The following is an 18773-nucleotide window of genomic DNA, read 5'->3' as shown; positions in this document are numbered from 1 at the left end:
GGTTAAATTTAAAATAACTCAGCGTTAGGGTAGATAAATATCTCACGAAACTATAGAAGCTGTTTTTAAGCTGCCTAAGTGGAGGTTGATTTATATATTTATCGTAGAAGGAAACACTATGCGTGAAGCGAGTTGAATTGTGGTGTTCTAAAAGAAGAGGCCACGAGAAAATAAATTTCCCGTGGCGGCAGTATGAGCTTTGTTCGTTGCTTTAGAGCAAAGTAGCAAGCCTATTGCTAAGAGATTGAAATGACTATTGATGAAGAGTGCTCAAAGCACTAAAGCTCACATCAAAGATTTCTCCTCGATATGCATTATCAGGTTTAAACTGAGGGTAAATTCCGGCTTTGAAGTAAAACGCAATATCAGGCGACGCCCATCTTTCAGTAAGAGTATAGGACTTGTTGTTAGCGGTGTCTGAGTATGCTTCTCCCCACTTCAGTGTGTGCGAGACCATATTACTGCCATCTGCATCGTAGGTGGCTAAAAACAGTCCTTCCTTATCGGCACGGATCGTATATTGCCAGTCTTCGTTTACCGCGTAGGTACCAAGCTTAACGCTGAATGCGTTGCAATCAGTACAGTCTTTGTTGTTATCAAGTTTGTAGTTATCGTTCAGAATAACTCGGACTGGCTTATTGTCACCTTCCCAAAGTAGCTTCACGAGTGCTTGGCTGATTTTCCAACCATGTATCTGGCCTACCACGACTTTTGGGAATTGACCGTCGATTTTAGGGTGTTCGTTGATTCTTAGTGTTGCGTTTAGCGTATGCGAAGTTGCACCGGTACGACTATCTTCAATATACCAACTTGTCTCTTCATCGCTGGTGCTGCAATCCGGGGAGTTAGTACTGATGTAGAGCTCTCGCAACTCTGAACGGATGTAACTGGAGTTGGCCGTTGACGTGCCGTAACCCATATCGGCGCGGAAATGCATGCTACCGTCAATAACATTGAAGTATGATAAATCAATCTCGCGTTGGTAAACGCTCTCTTCGTTAGACAGAGGATCTTTACTTGAATTACAACGCTCAGGCTCTAATTCAGCCGCGCTGTCACCGCCAAAACCATACCAATCATTTTTGCTTGCAGGAATGGTTAATTTCCAATCGTCAATATTCCAGGCTATTGAATCAGTATGGTCAGTTTTGGTTAGTCCTAACTGCTTAAATTGTACCTTTGCTTCACCGTTTTCAAACTGGTTGTAAACTCCGGCTTTAAAGTAGCTCAGGAGGTGCTGCCAGTAGGATACATCTACATCTACCTTTTGTTCATCGTTCACTTTAATGGTTAATGTGTTTTCTCCGATTTTTACTTCGAATCGCATGAATGCGTTGAGATCGGCTTTTCCTAAGTCATAACGATCATATGATGTTGCATAACAATCTGATGCGCTAGAAGGTAGACTGCAATCTATGGCATTGTTCTTTACTACCGCCCAGTAATGACCAGTGATACTGTTTCGTTCTTGTTCCCAAACGATTCGTAACAAAGGGTGTGGGATAGCACCTGTACCAGAAGTATCTGTGCCTTTGTTATGAATTTGCAGGAAAGTGACTTCATCATGGTTTGCAGGGGAGCTAGCCATTGCAAGGTTAATCTCTGGTAATCGAACATCTGCATACAAAGTTCTAGAGACGCCTTGTTCTGAAATGTTAAAGTTTTCTCGCTCACGAACTTCTGAGCGCATTTTGTAGTTCGACATTTTAAAGACAAGGTAATTGGAATCCTTTTCTGCGTAAAAGTGGTCACTCTTATAATCCGAGAATGCTCCATTTTTGACGTCACTGGTTTTATTTCCCTCCTTCCCATTGGGATCTGATACTTGTAAATCTGAATTACTCAATATGTTTTGAAATTTTGCTATTGAGTATGGTGCTACATGCTCTTGGTGTGGAATATTTGGTTTATCATCTTGGCTTGTAGGGGAGGTATTTCCTCCACACCCTATTAATCCAAGCCCAGAGAAGCTTATTAGAAGCAATTTAGTTGATTTTATAAACACAGTAGTACGTCTCTTACACTATTTAATATTTATAATACAATATCATTTTAGTGTTGTTGGGGAGTAGTTTAGTCATAAGTTAAATAATAAAAGTGTTAATTAAATCTCAGAAGAGTTCTATATCTATAAGTGGTGTCTTTGATAAGGCGTAAGGTTAAGTTATGTCTGTTTTTCTAAGAGTTATTAACGGTTTTACTATGATTAAACGCTAATTGATAAGTTCATCTAGAGTCATATAAACAATCAAAAAAAGCCGAACATGACGTCCGGCTTAGAATTAGTTCCCGATTTTTACATTAATTTTTAGTGACTAGCTAAAGATTAAATTTGTGCGAATGCGCCTTCCCAAGTGTAAGTCACACCGTCGAACTCAACGCGATGTGCCGCGTTTTGCTTGTCTTCGTCTAGGTTGCAGATAGCGAAGTGGTAAGCGTTGCCTGTTGTTGTTTGTAGACGAATCACAGTACCCACTTCGTTGTTGCCAACGACGGTTACTGACTCTACTAGGCCACGAGCGCCAACCGATGCTTCAATAGACTCGTTGAAGTAACCGTGTGTCTCTAGCACTGAGGCAAACACGTGGTTCTGACCCGATTGACGTAGGATCAGTGCTGGCTCGCTCTTCAAGTTGAAGTCTGGATCATTTGCGCCCGTGCGAGTGAAGAACACTTTGCCGCCGTTTGTTGCGCTTGTGATTAGCGAGTAGTAGCTATTGTCGTGCAACCAACTTACCAGTGAGCTGCCTTCAACTTGGCCTGAACCCACATTCCATAGATGCTGGTAGCCGTTGTCTTCGCCCATTGGACGCAGCGTACTTTCTACATCGTATTCAAAGTCCGTACGGATGATTTGACCAGAGTAGTGCACTGGCAGGTCGTATTGGTGCTCTTGATCTGCTTCGATGCGGTAAACATCAATCACAAGTGGTTTTTCGAATTCTGGCAATTCAGCAAGAATGATGCTGCGCTGCATGTCTACGCCGTTGTAGTAACCAGAAATACGACCGCTCATGCCTTGCAGTTTTTCGTCATCAGCTTTGAAGAAGTGCTTAGAACCGAACTTGGTTTCTGCTAGCGCTGTGTCGAAGTTGTTTTGCGTCTTTTGGTCAACCGTTACTGTGTTGTGCGCGACCGTCTGCTTACAGTAAGACTTGTTCTCTGGGATGTAACGACCGCCAAATTTAGGCTCAACGTTTACCCAGCGACCAAAGCCGTAATCGTGCAGCACTTCATGACCGCGGTTAAACACGCTCAGGTGCAGACCATCGTAGTGACCGTGATCTAGCGCTGAGTGGTACTGATGATCGGAGCCGTGCTGACCAAACCAGATAAGCGCCATGGTGTCGTCATCTTGCTCATCACGGTGACGAAGAATGCTTACGCCGCCTTTTTCACCTTCTGGGCCGTCTGTTACGAATAGGCTACCCCAGTTGAACGGTTTGATGTTGTCTGTTGCTGCAACTGCGTCAGACAATGTCTTGCCTGAGATATGAACCCAAACATCTTGCTGGTGGTCTGCCATGCCAAGTAGCGTTTCAGACTGCTCGTAACGGTGGAAACATACTGACGTTGCCATGATTACGCCTTCATCGTTAATCGAAATCGTCTTCGATGAATCGTTCAGTGCAGGCAAAGTACCATCTGGGAATGCCGTCTTAAATACTGCGTAAGACGTGGTCTTGATGACCGAATCGTTGAACTCGTAGATACCAAGCTCAGGCTGACGACGTTCAATCGCTTCTGCGAATAGGTAGATTGGACGTAGCGAGAAACGGTGGTAGTAAGGACCTTCCATGTAGTAGCCGTCTGGCGAGAACAGTTGGTCTAACTGAGCTAGGAAGCCACCGCTCACTTTGTCCAGTTTCAAGCCGTAAAGCGCTTTGTCTACTGCACCTTGATCGTTAATTGCGTAACCACAGATACCTACTGCTGCTACTGCCCACAGACCGTGGTTGTGTACGATGTCGAAGTCGTGACCGTAAGTAACTACGAACAGCTCAATCATTTGTTTGAACAGGTCGTTTTCAATCAGTGTTTTTTGCTCTTCTTCCAACGTGTGGTAAATGCAGCTGTACGCACAAGAGGCGTATAGCATCCACATGTTCTCGTTCAGAGTTTGGTGGAAGATCTTACCCGGAGGGTTAGAGTCACGGCTGGTGTTGCTCTCTAGCGTCGGGTATACCTTCGCGTAAGCCGTTAGCATGTCCACGATGTAATCGCGGTACTTCTGTTCGCCAGTGATAAGGAATAGGCGACCCGCTAGATCAATGTGGATGTAGTTTTGCTTGTGACGGTTGTGCTCGTAACCGCCGCCTTCGCCGTGACCTGGAACTTCAATACCGACCTCAGCCATGTAAGCGTCAGTTTGTTTGATGTCACGTGCTAGTGCATTTCCTAATAGGCTATCCGTGCCAAGTGCTTTGCTTAGTTCTGCCGCTTCTTCAAAGTTCATTAATAGCGGTTGGTAAGACTGGGTTTGGTAGCTCATTATTATTTCTCCTGCCCGAATGCGTTCACTTCTAGAGAGTAGAAGCCATTCCAGCTATAGGTTTTACCGTTCATTTCTACTTGGTGTGGGGTTTGGTCGTCAGCGCCTAGCACATTGCTGATCATCACAGTAACCAGTGATTTTTCAGTCGTGATTTCTACGATGCTGCCAACGGCGTTGTAACCCACGACGCGGATATCTTTCACCTGACCACGTGCATTCACCGACTGCTCAAACTCTTCGTTGAAGTAGCCGTGTGTTTCTAGCACAGAAGCAAATAGCGTCGATTCGCCCTTGCTGCGTAGAATGAATGCTGGTTCGCTACGTAGGTTAAAGCTCGGGTCATTGGCGCCAGTGCGAGTGAAGATAACTTCATTGTCACCGTTTTGTTTCGCGCTGCTGCTTGTGCCTAACCAAGTGTAGTAGGTGTTGTTTTGTAGCCAGCTAACCAACGCCGTATCTTGCACTTTGCCGCTTGCTACTTTCCAAAGGTGTTGATAACCGAAATCATCGCCAAGCGTGCTCAGTTCACCAAAGCTTTGGTAATCAAAGTTAGTACGTACGATTTGACCATCGTATTGATGAGAGTAGTCGTACTGATGCTCGCCTTCACCTTCGATGCGGTAAAGGTCTAGCAGTAGTGGTGCTTCAAGCTCATCTAGGTTAAGCATGAACACACTGCGCTGCATGTCTGTATTTGGGTAATGGTCGTTCGCAAACGCACTCATACCGTTGATTTCAGTGCCTTCTACTTTGAAGAAGTGAGGCAAACCATGCACTGAATCAGCGCGGTCTACATCGAAACCGTTCTGACATTGCTCATCAATCGTTACCGCGTTGTGCGCGATAGTTTGACGTGCGTACGATTTGTTTTCGTCTAGGTAACGACCGCCGAATTTAGGCTCTACGTTTACCCAGCGACAGAAGCCGTACTCACGCAGCACTTCTTGACCACGGTTGAAGAAGGTAATGCCAAGCGTATCGAAGTTACCATGTCCCATGCCGTGTTGACCGTAGTTCATCACAAGCTGTGACACATCACCGGTTTTATCCTGCATGCGGATAAAGCCTTGTGCTCCGTTGTTACCAGTTGGACCTTCGTTTAGTTCCACACTTGGCCAGAAAGGCATACCGATTTCACGGTCTGCGATGGCTTTATCGTAGGCTTGAGAAAGCTCAAGACCACAAGGGTGCATCCAAACGGCGTTTTGAATCTTCGCCATGCCTAGGATGTTATCGTCTAGACCGTAGTGCTTGCTGTAAACGCTCACTGCAACTTGAACGCCCATGTCGGTAATGCTCATGGTACGAGACGCGTCGTTTAGGGCAGGGAACTCACCGTTCGGGTAAGCCGTTGCTAGCATCGCTTGTACTGTGTTGCCAATCACTTTGTCTTTGTAGTTGTAGATATCTACTTCAGGCATGTGACGGTGTACTACTTCTGCAAATACACAAGTTGGACGAATCGCATAACGATGGTAGTACGGACCTTCCATGTAGTAACCAGAAGGGGCGAACAGTTGCGAGATTTGCGCTAGGAAGCCACCGGTATCATCACGGTCTTGACCGTATACCGACATCTCTAGGTATTCAGGTTTACCAATAGCTAGGCCACAAATACCAACAGCTGCAACTGCCCAGATGCCGTGGTTGTGAATACGGTCGAAGTCGTGCGCGTATTTCACGGTGAACATGTCTAGCATTGGTTCGAAAATTCGCTCAACAACGGCTGTGCGCTCTTCTTCTGTCATCACTGATGCCACGCAAGAGTAAGCAAGGCTAGTAAACATTAACCAACAGTGTTCATTAAGGATCTGGTGGAAAAGACGACCTGTTGGGTTCGTGTTTTTCTGTACGTGGAAATCAAAGGTGAGGTACTTCTCTGCGTAAATAGCGAGAAGATCTTTAACGAACTGCGCGTACTTTTCTTCTTGAGTGATCAAGAACAAACGACCCGCTAAGTTCATGTAGGTATAGTTTTGTTTGTGGCGGTTGTGCTCGTAGCCACCCGCTTCGCCGTGACCTGGTACGTCTAGAGGTAGACGCATGAAGGCTTCAAGTTCCTTGCGATTCGCTTCAATGGATTTGCCCATTAAGCTCGGCTTTCCGACTTCCTTTCTTAGTAGTTCGACTTCTGCTTCAGTCAACAAAATCGGTTGTGTAGTCATTTCTTTACCACCCTCAGATGAAGTGTGTTGTTTTCTTAAACTTCCTATAAAGTAATACAATATTAAGTTTGGGTGTAGTTTTTGTGGCAAAAAGGGAGAGTGAAATCACGCGAATTTAGCTAACCCATTGATTTGTATTGTTGTGGTAATCCTTGTTGTGGCTGATGTTTCGACGTTATCAATCGTTAAGTGGAATGCTTTAGCGAGCGCCATTTGATGAATATCACATATTTTTAGATATATTGTATGACAATTAAAATAGATCGGATATGCTCGTTACCAATTCGACAGCAGACCCTTTCGCTTCGCGTTTCACTTTTATCAATACGACGCTTTTTTAAGAGAACCTTTTAATAAAAGCATGGTTAAGAATGAAGTGCCGTAGGGTTCGCTTTAATAGAGACTTTTTAGGAGTATGACGATGAATTCTTTCTTTGTATTAGATGAGAACCCGTGGGAAGAGCTAGGCGGCGGTATCAAACGTAAAATTGTTGCTTACACAGATGACCTAATGGCGGTTCACCTATGTTTCGACAAAGGCGCGATTGGTGCTCCGCATACTCACGAAATTCACGATCAAATCGGTTACGTAGTACGTGGCAGCTTTGAAGCAGAAATCGAAGGCGAGAAGAAAGTACTGAAAGAAGGCGATGCATACTTTGCTCGTAAGCACATGATGCACGGTGCGGTTGCACTAGAGCAAGACAGCATTCTTCTAGACATCTTCAACCCAGCTCGTGAAGACTTCTTAAAATAATCTATAGCGCAACCTCAGTTGCTAAGGTGACAACATGAAATCATTAAACATCGCGGTCATTGGCGAATGTATGGTTGAGCTACAGAAAAAGGAAGGTCAGCTAAAGCAGTCATTCGGTGGTGATACGTTGAATACCGCACTGTATTTATCTCGTTTGACCAAAGCTCACGATATTAAAACCAGCTATGTAACGGCTCTGGGTAACGATCCTTTTAGCCAAGAAATGCTATCAGCATGGCAAGAAGAGGGCATCGATACTAGTCTGGTTCTTTCCGTTAAAGAAAAGCAACCAGGTATCTACTACATCGAAACCGATGAAACTGGCGAACGTTACTTCCACTACTGGCGTAACGAAGCGGCCGCTAAGTTCCTATTCGAACAAAACGAGTCTCCGCTATTAGTCGACAAACTTTACTCGTACGATGCGGTTTACTTGAGCGGTATTACATTAGCGATCCTTACTGAAGAAGGTAAGACGCAGCTGTTTGGCTTCCTTGAGCGCTTCAAGGCACAAGGTGGTAAGGTTATTTTCGATAACAACTACCGTCCTAAATTGTGGGAAAGCCGCGAGAATGCCATGTCTTGGTACCTTAAGATCCTTAAGCACACAGATATCGCACTGCTCACATTTGAAGATGAGCAAATGCTTTACGGTGACGAGCATTTAGAACAATGCATCGAGAGAACCTCTTCACTGGGCGTGGATGAAATCATCATCAAACGTGGTAGCAAAGATTGCTTGGTTGTCGCGAATGGCGAAGCGCAATACGTGGCGCCAAACAAAGTCGACAACGTGATTGATACAACAGCGGCTGGTGATTCTTTCAGTGCAGGCTTCTTGGCGAAGCGTTTGACTGGCGGCAATGCTGCGGAATCGGCTTACTCTGGTCACTGTATGGCTGGCGCGGTAATTCAACATAAAGGTGCCATCATTCCACGTGAAGTGATGCCAGATCTTCCTTTGTAATTCTTTTGCGGAGCGTTGAGTAATCGGCGCTCCGCAGTGATTTATTGAACTCAAGTTAACGACGACGAGTACACTCTTATGACGACATTAAACGAACAATTAGCAAACCTAAAAGTAATTCCTGTTATTGCCATCAACAAAGCAGAAGATGCGATTCCTCTGGGTCGCACTTTGGTTGAAAACGGTATGCCTTGCGCAGAAATCACGTTCCGCACAGAGTGTGCTGCAGAAGCGATTCGTGCTATGCGCGCTGAGTTCCCAGAAATGCTGATCGGTGCAGGTACGATCCTAACTAATGAGCAAGTTGACCAAGCGATCGAAGCTGGTGTGGACTTTATCGTAAGCCCAGGTTTTAACCCTCGCACGGTTCAATACTGCCTAGACAAAGGCGTGGCTATCGTACCTGGCGTAAACAACCCAAGCCTAGTTGAGCAAGCGATGGAAATGGGTCTGCGTACACTTAAGTTCTTCCCTGCTGAGCCATCTGGCGGTGTTGGTATGCTTAAAGCACTTACGGCGGTTTACCCTGTGAAATTCATGCCAACAGGTGGCGTGAGCCTAGGTAACGTAGACGAGTACTTGTCTATCCCTTCAGTACTGGCATGTGGCGGTACTTGGATGGTGCCAACAAAACTTATCGATGAAGGTAAGTGGGATGAATTGGGTACACTGGTTCGCGACGCAGTAGCTCACGTAGCATAAGTGTCGTAACACCCCGATAAAACTAGCGAAAGAATGAAAAGCGAGCATCAGTGCTCGCTTTTTTGTGTTTGAAAGTTTGAAAGAGGCGAGAGTTAAGAATCGCATTCATATAAATCCTACTTTCTATCCAATTTTTTCGAAACATCTCATTACGTTTCCTTCAAAGAAATGCCGCGCATTTTTGATCTTCAGACAAAGCGCGAAGAAGAAAAATATTCCATACTCTAATAAATTTCAATTAGACAATTTGTATTATAATATATTGAGGTGTTCTGAATGGTAATTATCTCCTAGAAAGCCATTGGTCTATGAAAGTAAGGGGTTTGACGTATTTTTTTCGTTGAATAACTTATGCTTTAGATCACAATTAAAACTTATTGTAGTACAAATAGAGTTATGAGGAGAGTAGTCTAGACGTTAGAAAATGATCAAACTTGAAAGGCTGAAAAAATGACTATTGATACTCTTGTTGTTCTTGCCTACTTCTTCTTCTTAGTTGCAATTGGTTGGATGTTCCGTAAGTTCACTACCTCGACCAGTGACTACTTCCGAGGGGGCGGTAAGATGTTATGGTGGATGGTAGGTGCTACCGCCTTCATGACGCAATTTTCAGCATGGACGTTTACAGGTGCCGCAGGACGCGCGTTCAACGACGGTTTCGTTGTTGTAATCCTATTCTTAGCCAACGCATTTGGCTACTTTATGAACTACCTCTATTTTGCTCCAAAGTTCCGCCAACTACGTGTAGTGACGGCGATTGAAGCAATTCGTCAACGTTTTGGTAAGACTTCAGAGCAGTTCTTCACTTGGGCTGGTATGCCAGACAGCTTGATCTCGGCCGGTATTTGGTTGAATGGTCTTGCGATTTTCGTGGCAGCGGTCTTCAACATTCCTATGGAAGCGACCATCATCGTTACGGGCTTAGTGCTAATGCTAATGGCGGTAACAGGCGGCTCTTGGGCGGTTGTTGCATCTGACTTTATGCAGATGCTGGTTATCATGGCAGTGACGATCACTTGTGCGGCGGCGGCATACTTCCATGGTGGCGGTATTGGCAACATCGTGTCGAACTTCCACGGCGACTTCATGCTGGGTAACAACCTGAACTACTTCAGTATCTTTATCCTTTGGGTTGTCTTCATCTTTGTTAAACAGTTCGGTGTCATGAACAACAGCATCAACGCTTACCGCTACTTATGTGCAAAAGACAGTGAAAACGCACGTAAAGCTGCAGGTCTTGCATGTGTGCTGATGATTGTTGGCCTATCATCTGGTTCCTACCACCTTGGTACGTTGCGGCATTTATGCCTGATTTCGCAGAGCAATACGGCTCAGTAGGTGGTGATGCAGCATACCTAGCATTCGTACAAAACGTAATGCCAGCAGGTATGGTGGGTCTTCTGATGTCAGCAATGTTTGCGGCGACCATGTCTTCAATGGACTCTGGTCTTAACCGTAACGCGGGCATCTTTGTGATGAACTTCTACAGCCCGATTGTGCGTCCACAAGCGTCGCAAAAAGAACTGGTTATCGTGAGTAAAGCAACGACTATCGTGATGGGCTTCATCATCATTGGTATCGGTCTATTCATTAACTCACTACGTCACTTGAGCCTGTTCGATATCGTACTGAACGTCGGTGCATTAATTGGCTTCCCAATGCTGATTCCTGTACTACTTGGTATGTGGATTCGTAAGACGCCGGATTGGGCTGGTTGGGCAACACTGGTTGTTGGTGGCTTTGTTTCTTACATCTTCGGTATCTCACTACAAGCAGAAGATGTAGAGCGCCTATTCGGTCTAGAGCAAGCGTTTACAGGACGTGAGTGGGCAGACCTAAAAGTTGGCTTGAGCTTAGCGGCACACGTTATCTTCACCGGTGGTTTCTTCTTGCTGACAACGCGCTTCTACAAAGGTCTATCACCTGAACGTGAGAAAGAAGTGGACCAATTGTTCGAGAACTGGAATACGCCACTTGTGGCTGACAGCGAAGAGCAGCAGAACCTAGATACAAAACAGCGCGGCATGCTTGGTAAGCTTATCAGCGTAGCGGGCTTCGGTATCCTAGCTATGGCTCTAATTCCAAATGAACCATCTGGTCGACTACTGTTTATCTTGTGTGGTGCGATTGTTCTCTCGGTGGGTGTTCTATTGGTGAACGCAGCCCGAGGGCCTAAAAGCCCAAAGTTAGCTAACGCGAAAAGCTAACCAAAGTTAAAGACTCTCAATGAAAAATCCCGCGGTGTTAAAGCCGTGGGATTTTTTGATCAAGCTGACTGAGAAAGCGTGGCGCATCGTTTGTTGTTATTCGTTGTATTGGGGAACTCCCAATAAGGTGCGACTAAATTCACATTAGAGTCGTCAGCCTAAAGCGAAAAAGCAATCTAACTTTCTTTGCTCGCCGTGTTTACACTTTACACCCCAAACCTGATGCTTTGTCTATTTAAATAAATATGCGTGTCTTCTCAGCAAAGAAAAAGCATTAAATCAGACGTAGCTTTAATGAGGCGTACGCCAGAAATAGGAGAGAGGTTTTGAAGTGTTAGTGGAAAATATATAAGAGAATTGGAAGAGGCAGCCCTGCAAAACCTTAATGGAGTGGCTAGGGTATCAAGGAGTGATGAGCGTCAGGGGAAGAGGAAAAACAAAAAAAGCCCAGCTACATTGGTAGTTGGGCTTTTAGTTACAACTGAGTGTGACTAAGCTTCTAGCTCTGCAAAGTAGTCGAAGATGACTGGAACGTCATTTTGACCAAGGCCTTTATCAACTGCTGCTTGTAGACTCTTAGAAGTGCCCTCTGCAATCAGGGAAGTTGTACCAAGCTCTTCGCATAGAGCAAGGAAGTAACCGAGGTCTTTGTTTGCGTTTGCGACAGAGAAGCCTAGTTTTTCTTCGCCATCTACGGCGTAAAACTTACAGAATTGCATAAATGGTGAGTTTGATGGTCCTGCAGACATGATGTCGAATAATTGTTGACCATCAACACCAGCACGTTTAGCAACAGCAAATGCCTGAGACATGGTTGCTACGGTTGTCATACCCATAAAGTTATTCACAAGCTTAGTTACGTGACCAGAGCCTAGTGCGCCAAGGTGGAATACGTTTTCACCTTGATCGTCCAGCACTGGCTTAACCTTATTGAATGTTTCGACGTCGCCTGCGGCCATGATGTTCAGTAAACCATCTTTTGCGTGGGCAGGTGTACGACCTAGAGGCGCATCAATCATACCAGCCCCTTTCTTAGCAAGGTCAGCGCCAATCTTCTTCGTTGAAGCTGGAATAGATGTACCGAAGTCGATGAGTGTTTTACCTTCTGACATGCCAGCTAGAACACCAGTGTCTCCGTAAACAACTTTTTCGACAACTTCAGATGTTGTTAGGCACAGCATCACGATATCACTTTTCTCTGCTAGTTCTTTACCTGAAGAAGCTTCAGAAGCGTTTCCACGAGCTAGTACTGCGTCAACAGCATCTTTATTGAGGTCCATTACAGCAACTTCGTAACCACGTTTCTGTAGGTTTTCAACCATGTTTCCGCCCATCAAGCCTAGGCCGATGAAACCAATGATAGGTTTAGTCATTTTAACTCCAAAAATACTATTGTATGATTATATTGCTTGTTGATAATCATAATGACTATTGTGGCTTTTGCAATTGAAAATTATGAGCATAGCGGGCTTGGGATGGATTTTTTCTAAAAGTGAGATGTAAGTAAGGTTTGTGAGGGTTTTATTCATCAGAGTATATAAGAAAAGCGGATTCATCACGCTTCCATTTTTATCGTGAACAAAGCCTTTAGGAGGCTTAAATAACGTAAAAAATAAAGTTTATTGTAATACAAGTGGTTTTGTTTCAGCTAGAGGAATACTGTCCATACCAAAAAATGGGTGAAACGTTACAAATGGGGTGAAAGGCGAGGTGGTATAAGGATAAGCCGCAGTACAAACATACTGCGGCCGTTATCAAATCAGTACTAAAGCGTACTTACTGATAGGTAAAAAGACTTATTGGTACTAAATGCCTAAAGCTTGACCACCACCAATTTGCAGTGTTTCTGCGGTAATGAATGATGCATCTTTACTTACCAGAAAAGAGATAGCAGAGGCGACTTCCTCTGGCTGGCCTAGGCGTCCAAGCATAATACTGTCTGCCCAAGAAGCAAATACTTCAGGCTTGGTTGCTTTGATTTGAGCATGGAATGGTGTATCGATAGTGCCAGGAGATACTGCATTGACTCGAATTCCAGCCGGAGCTAACTCTTTAGCTAAAGCGCGAGTTAATGTATGAACGGCGGCTTTTGATGTACCGTAAATACCTGCACCTGGACCACCTGCATTCCAAGCAGCGTTTGAAGTGAAGTTGATAATTGATGCGTTATCAGACTTTTTTAGAAATGGAATCGCTGCGCGTGATACGAAGAATGCACTATCGAGGTTTAAAGCCATGACTTTACGGAAAAAAGCAGTTTCCATACCTTCAATAGGACTACGACCACCAAGACCACCTGCGTTATTAACGACAACATCGATTTTGCCGTATTTTTCACCAATAGCATTGATGTTTTCATCGACGGCATGTTCATCTGTAACGTCAAAACCGTAGTATTCAGCCTCAATTCCTGCGTTATGTAGTTTGGAGACACACTCCGAACCTTTTTCATCTTCAATGCCGTTTAGAATGACCGTGTATCCATCCTGACCAAGACGCTTTGCTACTTGGAAGCCGATACCGCCAGTAGCACCAGAAATAAATGCAATTTTAGTAGACATAATGGTGTTCTCTCATGTTTGTAGAGTTGGAAAGGATTTTTTATTTAACATAGAGTATTATTGTAATACAAATGGTTTTAATAAACAGAGAAACACCAACAATGAGAAGTCGATCACGTACTTTCTTTAGATGCTGACTCATCCAGTGGCATATATCGACTTTTACGGTCGTGCATGATTTGTATCTAGTCAGGAGAATCGGGATATATAAACAATTGAGCATATAGCTGCCGGCTTAGCTCGTTGGGCTGAGGTTTGTTTCAAGTAGAAAGAAAGCTGATTAACCGTGGGTCTTTGTTGCCAAACTTATGATTTCATTCAGGCTTGCCAAGTGATGGTTGGAGAACTTTGTCGAGAGGTTGAGTTTTAAGCGGGTAGGGAACCTTTTTAGGATCTTAAGTCTTTCAAGGTCATTCTGAATAGCGAGGGACGAGCGTGATTTAGAATCTCTTGCCCGAGCACGCTGTTATGATATGTGACCCCGTTTCGCCGAGCGTTATTCATCACCATTATTCTGAAGAGTCGAGTTAGGATCTACCGGAATAATGATTTTGACTAAGCTGAGATAAAAATGCCCGCTAAATCAGCGGGCACTTTTGTTTACGTCATTAATGGTGCATGTGTTTTTCCATGTGACCTTGTTTTTCAACCGCCATTTCTACTTCCACTTTACCCGCGTTTTTGAATGTTAACGTCATAGGGAAGCGGTCGCCTTCTTTAAGAGTTTGTGTTGGGTTAAAAATCATTAAATGGAAGCTGCCTGGCTTAAATAACACTGAGTCATTGGCTGGAACGCGCACTTCGTCAATCTTAATCATTTTCATCACACCATCTTCTTTCTTATGCGTGTGAATTTCGACATGCCCTGCGATTGGGCTTTCTGCTGCGATCAATGCATCTTCACTGTCACCGTGGTTGGTTAATTGAAAAAAACCACCGATAACAGGTGCGTTTGGTGGCGCTTCGCGGCTCCATGGATGGTCGATATGAATTTTTCCTGCTTCATAATCGTGCGCTAAACTCAGTGGGCTAGCGATGACAGCAATAAGCGCGATAGCGGCGGTTTTTAATGATTTAAGCATGTGTTTTTCCTTTTGAATTAATAGCTTCTCTGAATGGACAACAAACAGAGTCATCGTTATTTTTGAATAAAGTTGTCAATGATTAGATGCCTGTTAGGCAGGAAAAACACTCGGCGGAGAGTGCTTAGGCGCGATGTGTTTGTAAACGAGCTTATCGCATTTTGAAAAGTGATAAGTCGTCAGTGCATACTTTACTCGGCGCAGCCAATGGATGGTTGTCAGGTAAAGCCCAATCGCAACTAAAAGAAAGAATTGAACAGCTTGAAGAAGCGGGCATTCAAACTGGAAGCCGTCGTGTAAGTTAAGATCTTGGATGAGCTTAGAAGAAGATTGAGCGTTAGCCTCAATCAACGTATTGATATCCACCCATTTGAAACCATCTGCGGTACACAGTAAAACCTTTTCACTTTGGACTTTGTTGAGCCAAGTTGTGCTGTGAACTTGTGTAGGATTAAGAGCGGCTGTGGACGCTAAACACAACTGAAACAACACCGCGATAATAACCGCAATAGCGTGCAAGCGATGGTGTTTGTGCTGTATTAGAGTGTTTTCCATACAATTGAGTGCTTATCTTCTTCGGCGCGGGATACTAACAAATTAACCAAACAATGTAATTATCAGTTTACTAAAAGGTGATGCAAGTGTGCATTATTTGTTTTGTTGCCTATTTTTAACGCTTTAATGTCTTGATTCGGCTGACATTCACAACCTCCAATTCAACTTGTCAGTCTTGCCTAGTCGCTTTTGAAGATACCGAATTAATCTCTCTTATATGTCACTGAAGCTTCGGTTAGTGGGTGTCGTGGTGGTGTTTTTACGTGCTAGATTTGGCTGATATCGATTCAAAATGCACAGCGAATCTTCACTTGTTTTCCATTAACGGAATTATGACAGTAATTTAATAAAGGATACGGTATTCTGCGCTCCTTTGTACATGCCAGAAACGTCCGTCCTACTTAGTCGGAGGGGCGATTAATCTTAAGAAATTTCTCAAATGAAATACGAACAACAGATTGGATATCGATACCCTAAAGGTCGATTTGCCATGGTGAGTGTATATGCATTCACCGGTGCTGCGATTTTAGCATCGACTATTTTTTCTCTATTGCTGTTTTTGTCGATCGACGAAAACCCGATGATGCAAACCTTATTTGGTGGTTTAGCGATCATTTTTGAAGCGGGTAAATTTTACGCTTGGTATGAATACGGTGAGCGCCGAGCCCATCGCAACTACACAGGAGCAGCCACCGCTCTCGTGTTTTATTTAGTTTTAGCTGCGATTTCCATTGGCGGTAGTATTGGTGGGATTAATAGTGCAACCAATAGTGCACAAAGTCATATTTCGGTAGAGCAGGCGAAAGTGGAAGCGTTTAATCGTCAGATTGCGGCAATCGATAAGCAGATTGAGCTCAACAATATGGCAGCGCAGAAATACATCGAGATGGAGCGTATCGCGACTGGTGTAACTCGCATTCAGGATCAAAACAAAACCTTACGTGAAGAGCAGCAACGCTTGGCTATGGAGCGTGATAGTTTACCGCCGGTGACGCAAGGCTCAGTGATTGGTTTGATTGATAGCCTAGCCAATGCATTTGGTACCACCTCTCAACAAGCTCAGCTTGGCTTGGTTGTATTTCTTTCGATTCTTTTGGACTTCTTTGCTGCATTTTTTGTTGGCTTGATTGGTGAAGAGCAACGGTTCCGATATTTCTATCGCAGAAATGAGGGCATGATATTGAAAACAGTTCGCGATATAGACCCAGCGCCTGCGGGTTATCTTCCTCATATAAAAGAGGAAGAAGAGCAAGAAATACCAGCTGCGCCGGAGCCAGAAGAACCAAAGGAACCGAAAACCTTGTTAGAGCAAGTTAGCGATGCACTTAAAACGCATCAAATTACGTGCACCAAAAAAGCCGTTGCTAAACAGTTTAGGCTGTCTGCGGAAGAGGTAGACAAGGTATTTGAAGAATTGGCAGAGCTCGGTTTAGTGGGGAAAAAAGCCAACCACCATTATCATTGGATAGGTGAAGCAGGAACCGCATAATTGGTTATCTATTAGAGTTCGGAAAGAGCGTCAATCGGCGCTCTTTTTTTTGGGGAGGGGGGAGTTTCGCTATTAAAGTTAACTACAAGAAAGCGTATCAATCTTTATTGAGCTTTTTGGTTACGTCTTTCACCGTTTTCTTCTCTTTTTCCGGTGTCATTGCATCAACAGCTTTACCCGCCATCCCTTCATCTGGCAATTTGTCTTTTCCTGCATCAACTGCGGTATCTTTCAGTGCCTCTTTAGGCGTACAGCGACCCCCAACACCAACCACGGCTTTTGTCGCAGCGGCTTTAGCTGCCTTTTCTGCATCGCAGTCAGGATCCATAACGCTAGCTAAGCTCGTGGCTGAACCAAAAAACAAGATTAACAAAATGAGGTTGCGTTTTTTCATATTCGTCACCAATGTTGTGAAACATAGGTAAAGTGTAACGGAGAGAAAAGGCTTTGGCTGAGAATTTGTTGGTTTGAGCTTGGGAAGCAAAGTAAGGTGAAAAGAAAAAGTGCCACCGAAGTGACACTTTTTCTTAAGCGTAGAAGGGATTAGTAGTCGTAAACGTCTAACTCCACTTCACGGGCAATATTTTGCTCGTTAATGATCACACCTTCGACTTCGACACGAGCACCATTTAGGTTAAGTTCTTCAATGCCTTGGAAGCGTGTTTGTGCATCAATCACAACGGTGGTGTTACTTAGTACTTGATCAGCATCATTCTCACAATGCTCAATTTCAAACACTCTTGAATCAGCATCGTAGTTTGATACATAGCCTTCACATTCAAACTCTTTACCCCGCCATTGGTTGTCATTGTCAAACTCCGACCGCTCAAATTCGATGACGGTAGCTGTGCGTTTGCCATTTTTCATCACAGAGGTCACTTCTACTTCTTGACCTTGTTCTAGATTAGCTTTGCTACCATCCTCAAATCGTGTTGCGTTATCGATGAAGAATGCACCTCGGTAGTTTAGTGAGAACTCACTGTAGTCATTTGCAACCCAAGTGACGATGCCTTCCACATCGCTGTCATTGCTTATGACGTCGTAGCCTTCAACTTCTACCTCATGTGCCATGAAGATACCGTTTTGCATTTCACCTTCTACTTCCACCCATTGGCCGATGCTAAGTTGGCTAATGTTGTCGTAAGATACGGTTATATTTGTACCAAGCTCAAACGTGCCAGCATTTTCATCGATACTGGTAATACGGCCTTCCAGTTCGCAGTCGTTATCAAGTACTGGGTAATCGTTATCTACGTCGAGTTCGACCACAGACAACACTCGATAACCCGCATCCGCAGTCGGCAAGGATGACACCATCACCCAGTCGTTGACCTCTATATCATCACTTAAACCGTCAAACTGCAGATCTACGCCGTTTACCGTAAATGTTTTCTTCACATGATCAATCGCTGTGACACGTCCTGTAATGGTTGGTTCAAGTGTGACTCGGACGCCATTATTCGAAGCTTGCCGAATATCTGACCCCACGCGAACCACCATTTTTGGTTTTACATCGGCCAGTTGCACTTGTGTGTCGTCATAAACCACCTCAGACACACGATACGTATGTCCATTGACGGTTAACGTGCTTTCTTCAGCGTTGACCGCTTCAACAGAGCCAATCGCTACACTTGGTTTCACTGCTGGTTGAGTTGATGTGCTATCGCTATTGCTGCCACCACCTGAACCACCACAACCAGACAATGCCAAACCTACTACAGAAATAAGAGCGAGTTTTTTCATTGTATTAACCTCAATTTACGAGCGAGTTTAGGAAATTGCCTGTATCTTAT

Annotated in this window: 13 protein-coding genes and 1 pseudogene; 5 read left to right on the top strand and 9 right to left on the bottom strand. The window is 44.3% G+C overall.

Annotated elements, in window-relative coordinates:
* Positions 1-253 precede the first annotated feature (253 nt).
* The 3 genes from R7E42_RS11115 to R7E42_RS11105 all read right to left on the bottom strand — a co-directional run bounded on the left by R7E42_RS11115 (position 254) and on the right by R7E42_RS11105 (position 6660).
* On the bottom strand, positions 254-2005 hold the full coding sequence (locus R7E42_RS11115) for a polysaccharide lyase family 7 protein (RefSeq protein ID WP_318072663.1): 1752 nt from the start codon (positions 2003-2005) through the stop codon (positions 254-256).
* A 321-nt stretch (positions 2006-2326) separates the two neighbouring features.
* A complete protein-coding gene (locus R7E42_RS11110; protein ID WP_213876142.1) occupies positions 2327-4492 on the bottom strand; it encodes a heparinase II/III family protein in 2166 nt (721 codons plus the stop codon).
* 2 nt (positions 4493-4494) lie between these two features.
* Positions 4495-6660, bottom strand: coding sequence for a heparinase II/III family protein (locus R7E42_RS11105; protein WP_213876144.1), 2166 nt, complete (start codon positions 6658-6660; stop codon positions 4495-4497).
* A 421-nt stretch (positions 6661-7081) separates the two neighbouring features.
* Between R7E42_RS11105 and R7E42_RS11100 the strand changes: the two genes are divergently transcribed.
* The 4 genes and pseudogenes from R7E42_RS11100 to R7E42_RS11085 all read left to right on the top strand — a co-directional run bounded on the left by R7E42_RS11100 (position 7082) and on the right by R7E42_RS11085 (position 11293).
* Complete coding sequence (locus R7E42_RS11100) at positions 7082-7417, top strand: cupin domain-containing protein (RefSeq protein ID WP_005450851.1); 336 nt, start codon at positions 7082-7084, stop codon at positions 7415-7417.
* Positions 7418-7451: 34 nt separating this feature from the next.
* Positions 7452-8384 carry a sugar kinase gene (locus tag R7E42_RS11095; protein ID WP_054576765.1) on the top strand — a complete coding sequence of 311 codons (933 nt, stop codon included), beginning with the start codon at positions 7452-7454 and terminating at the stop codon, positions 8382-8384.
* Positions 8385-8462: 78 nt separating this feature from the next.
* Complete coding sequence (locus tag R7E42_RS11090; protein ID WP_005388506.1) at positions 8463-9086, top strand: bifunctional 4-hydroxy-2-oxoglutarate aldolase/2-dehydro-3-deoxy-phosphogluconate aldolase; 624 nt, start codon at positions 8463-8465, stop codon at positions 9084-9086.
* A 450-nt stretch (positions 9087-9536) separates the two neighbouring features.
* Positions 9537-11293 (top strand): annotated as a pseudogene (locus R7E42_RS11085) (sodium:solute symporter family transporter).
* A 491-nt stretch (positions 11294-11784) separates the two neighbouring features.
* Here the strand turns inward: R7E42_RS11085 and R7E42_RS11080 are convergent.
* From R7E42_RS11080 to R7E42_RS11065, 4 genes are all read right to left on the bottom strand, one after another.
* Entirely contained in the window at positions 11785-12681 is an 897-nt protein-coding gene (locus tag R7E42_RS11080; RefSeq protein WP_372051950.1) for an NAD(P)-dependent oxidoreductase, read from the bottom strand.
* A gap of 417 nt (positions 12682-13098) precedes the next feature.
* Positions 13099-13854: an SDR family NAD(P)-dependent oxidoreductase gene (locus R7E42_RS11075; protein ID WP_017634222.1), complete on the bottom strand. Its 756-nt coding sequence runs from the start codon at positions 13852-13854 to the stop codon at positions 13099-13101.
* A gap of 608 nt (positions 13855-14462) precedes the next feature.
* Positions 14463-14936: a copper chaperone PCu(A)C gene (locus R7E42_RS11070; protein WP_005375841.1), complete on the bottom strand. Its 474-nt coding sequence runs from the start codon at positions 14934-14936 to the stop codon at positions 14463-14465.
* Positions 14937-15029: 93 nt separating this feature from the next.
* Positions 15030-15491, bottom strand: a complete 462-nt coding sequence (locus R7E42_RS11065) for a hypothetical protein (protein ID WP_318072662.1) — start codon at positions 15489-15491, stop codon at positions 15030-15032.
* 439 nt (positions 15492-15930) lie between these two features.
* On the opposite strand from R7E42_RS11065, the gene R7E42_RS11060 reads away from it, so the two are divergent.
* Positions 15931-16980, top strand: a complete 1050-nt coding sequence (locus tag R7E42_RS11060) for a Preprotein translocase subunit SecY (protein WP_318072661.1) — start codon at positions 15931-15933, stop codon at positions 16978-16980.
* A 97-nt stretch (positions 16981-17077) separates the two neighbouring features.
* Here the strand turns inward: R7E42_RS11060 and R7E42_RS11055 are convergent, their stop codons facing one another.
* The gene (locus R7E42_RS11055; RefSeq protein WP_017634219.1) at positions 17078-17374 is read right to left on the bottom strand and encodes a hypothetical protein; all 297 of its coding nucleotides are present in this window, start codon (positions 17372-17374) and stop codon (positions 17078-17080) included.
* A 149-nt stretch (positions 17375-17523) separates the two neighbouring features.
* Positions 17524-18723 (bottom strand): DUF5666 domain-containing protein, encoded by a 1200-nt coding sequence (locus R7E42_RS11050; RefSeq protein ID WP_318072660.1) that lies wholly within the window; start codon positions 18721-18723, stop codon positions 17524-17526.
* Positions 18724-18773 lie beyond the last annotated feature (50 nt).

This window comes from Vibrio sp. Vb1337 (assembly GCF_033338715.1).
In the GTDB taxonomy this organism is placed as follows: Bacteria; Pseudomonadota; Gammaproteobacteria; order Enterobacterales; family Vibrionaceae; genus Vibrio; species Vibrio alginolyticus.
The sequence above is the reverse complement of the archived record's forward strand: the minus strand, read 5'-3'. Positions and strand labels throughout refer to the sequence as shown.

What these genes read in the sequence shown, in the direction of transcription:
- R7E42_RS11110 (WP_213876142.1), bottom strand. Translation starts at nt 4,492, where the DNA reads ATGAGCTACCAAACCCAGTCTTACCAACCGCTATTAATGAACTTTGAA.
- R7E42_RS11105 (WP_213876144.1), bottom strand. Translation starts at nt 6,660, where the DNA reads ATGACTACACAACCGATTTTGTTGACTGAAGCAGAAGTCGAACTACTA.
- R7E42_RS11100 (WP_005450851.1), top strand. Translation starts at nt 7,082, where the DNA reads ATGAATTCTTTCTTTGTATTAGATGAGAACCCGTGGGAAGAGCTAGGC.
- R7E42_RS11095 (WP_054576765.1), top strand. Translation starts at nt 7,452, where the DNA reads ATGAAATCATTAAACATCGCGGTCATTGGCGAATGTATGGTTGAGCTA.
- R7E42_RS11090 (WP_005388506.1), top strand. Translation starts at nt 8,463, where the DNA reads ATGACGACATTAAACGAACAATTAGCAAACCTAAAAGTAATTCCTGTT.
- R7E42_RS11075 (WP_017634222.1), bottom strand. Translation starts at nt 13,854, where the DNA reads ATGTCTACTAAAATTGCATTTATTTCTGGTGCTACTGGCGGTATCGGC.
- R7E42_RS11070 (WP_005375841.1), bottom strand. Translation starts at nt 14,936, where the DNA reads ATGCTTAAATCATTAAAAACCGCCGCTATCGCGCTTATTGCTGTCATC.
- R7E42_RS11065 (WP_318072662.1), bottom strand. Translation starts at nt 15,491, where the DNA reads ATGGAAAACACTCTAATACAGCACAAACACCATCGCTTGCACGCTATT.
- R7E42_RS11060 (WP_318072661.1), top strand. Translation starts at nt 15,931, where the DNA reads ATGAAATACGAACAACAGATTGGATATCGATACCCTAAAGGTCGATTT.
- R7E42_RS11055 (WP_017634219.1), bottom strand. Translation starts at nt 17,374, where the DNA reads ATGAAAAAACGCAACCTCATTTTGTTAATCTTGTTTTTTGGTTCAGCC.
- R7E42_RS11050 (WP_318072660.1), bottom strand. Translation starts at nt 18,723, where the DNA reads ATGAAAAAACTCGCTCTTATTTCTGTAGTAGGTTTGGCATTGTCTGGT.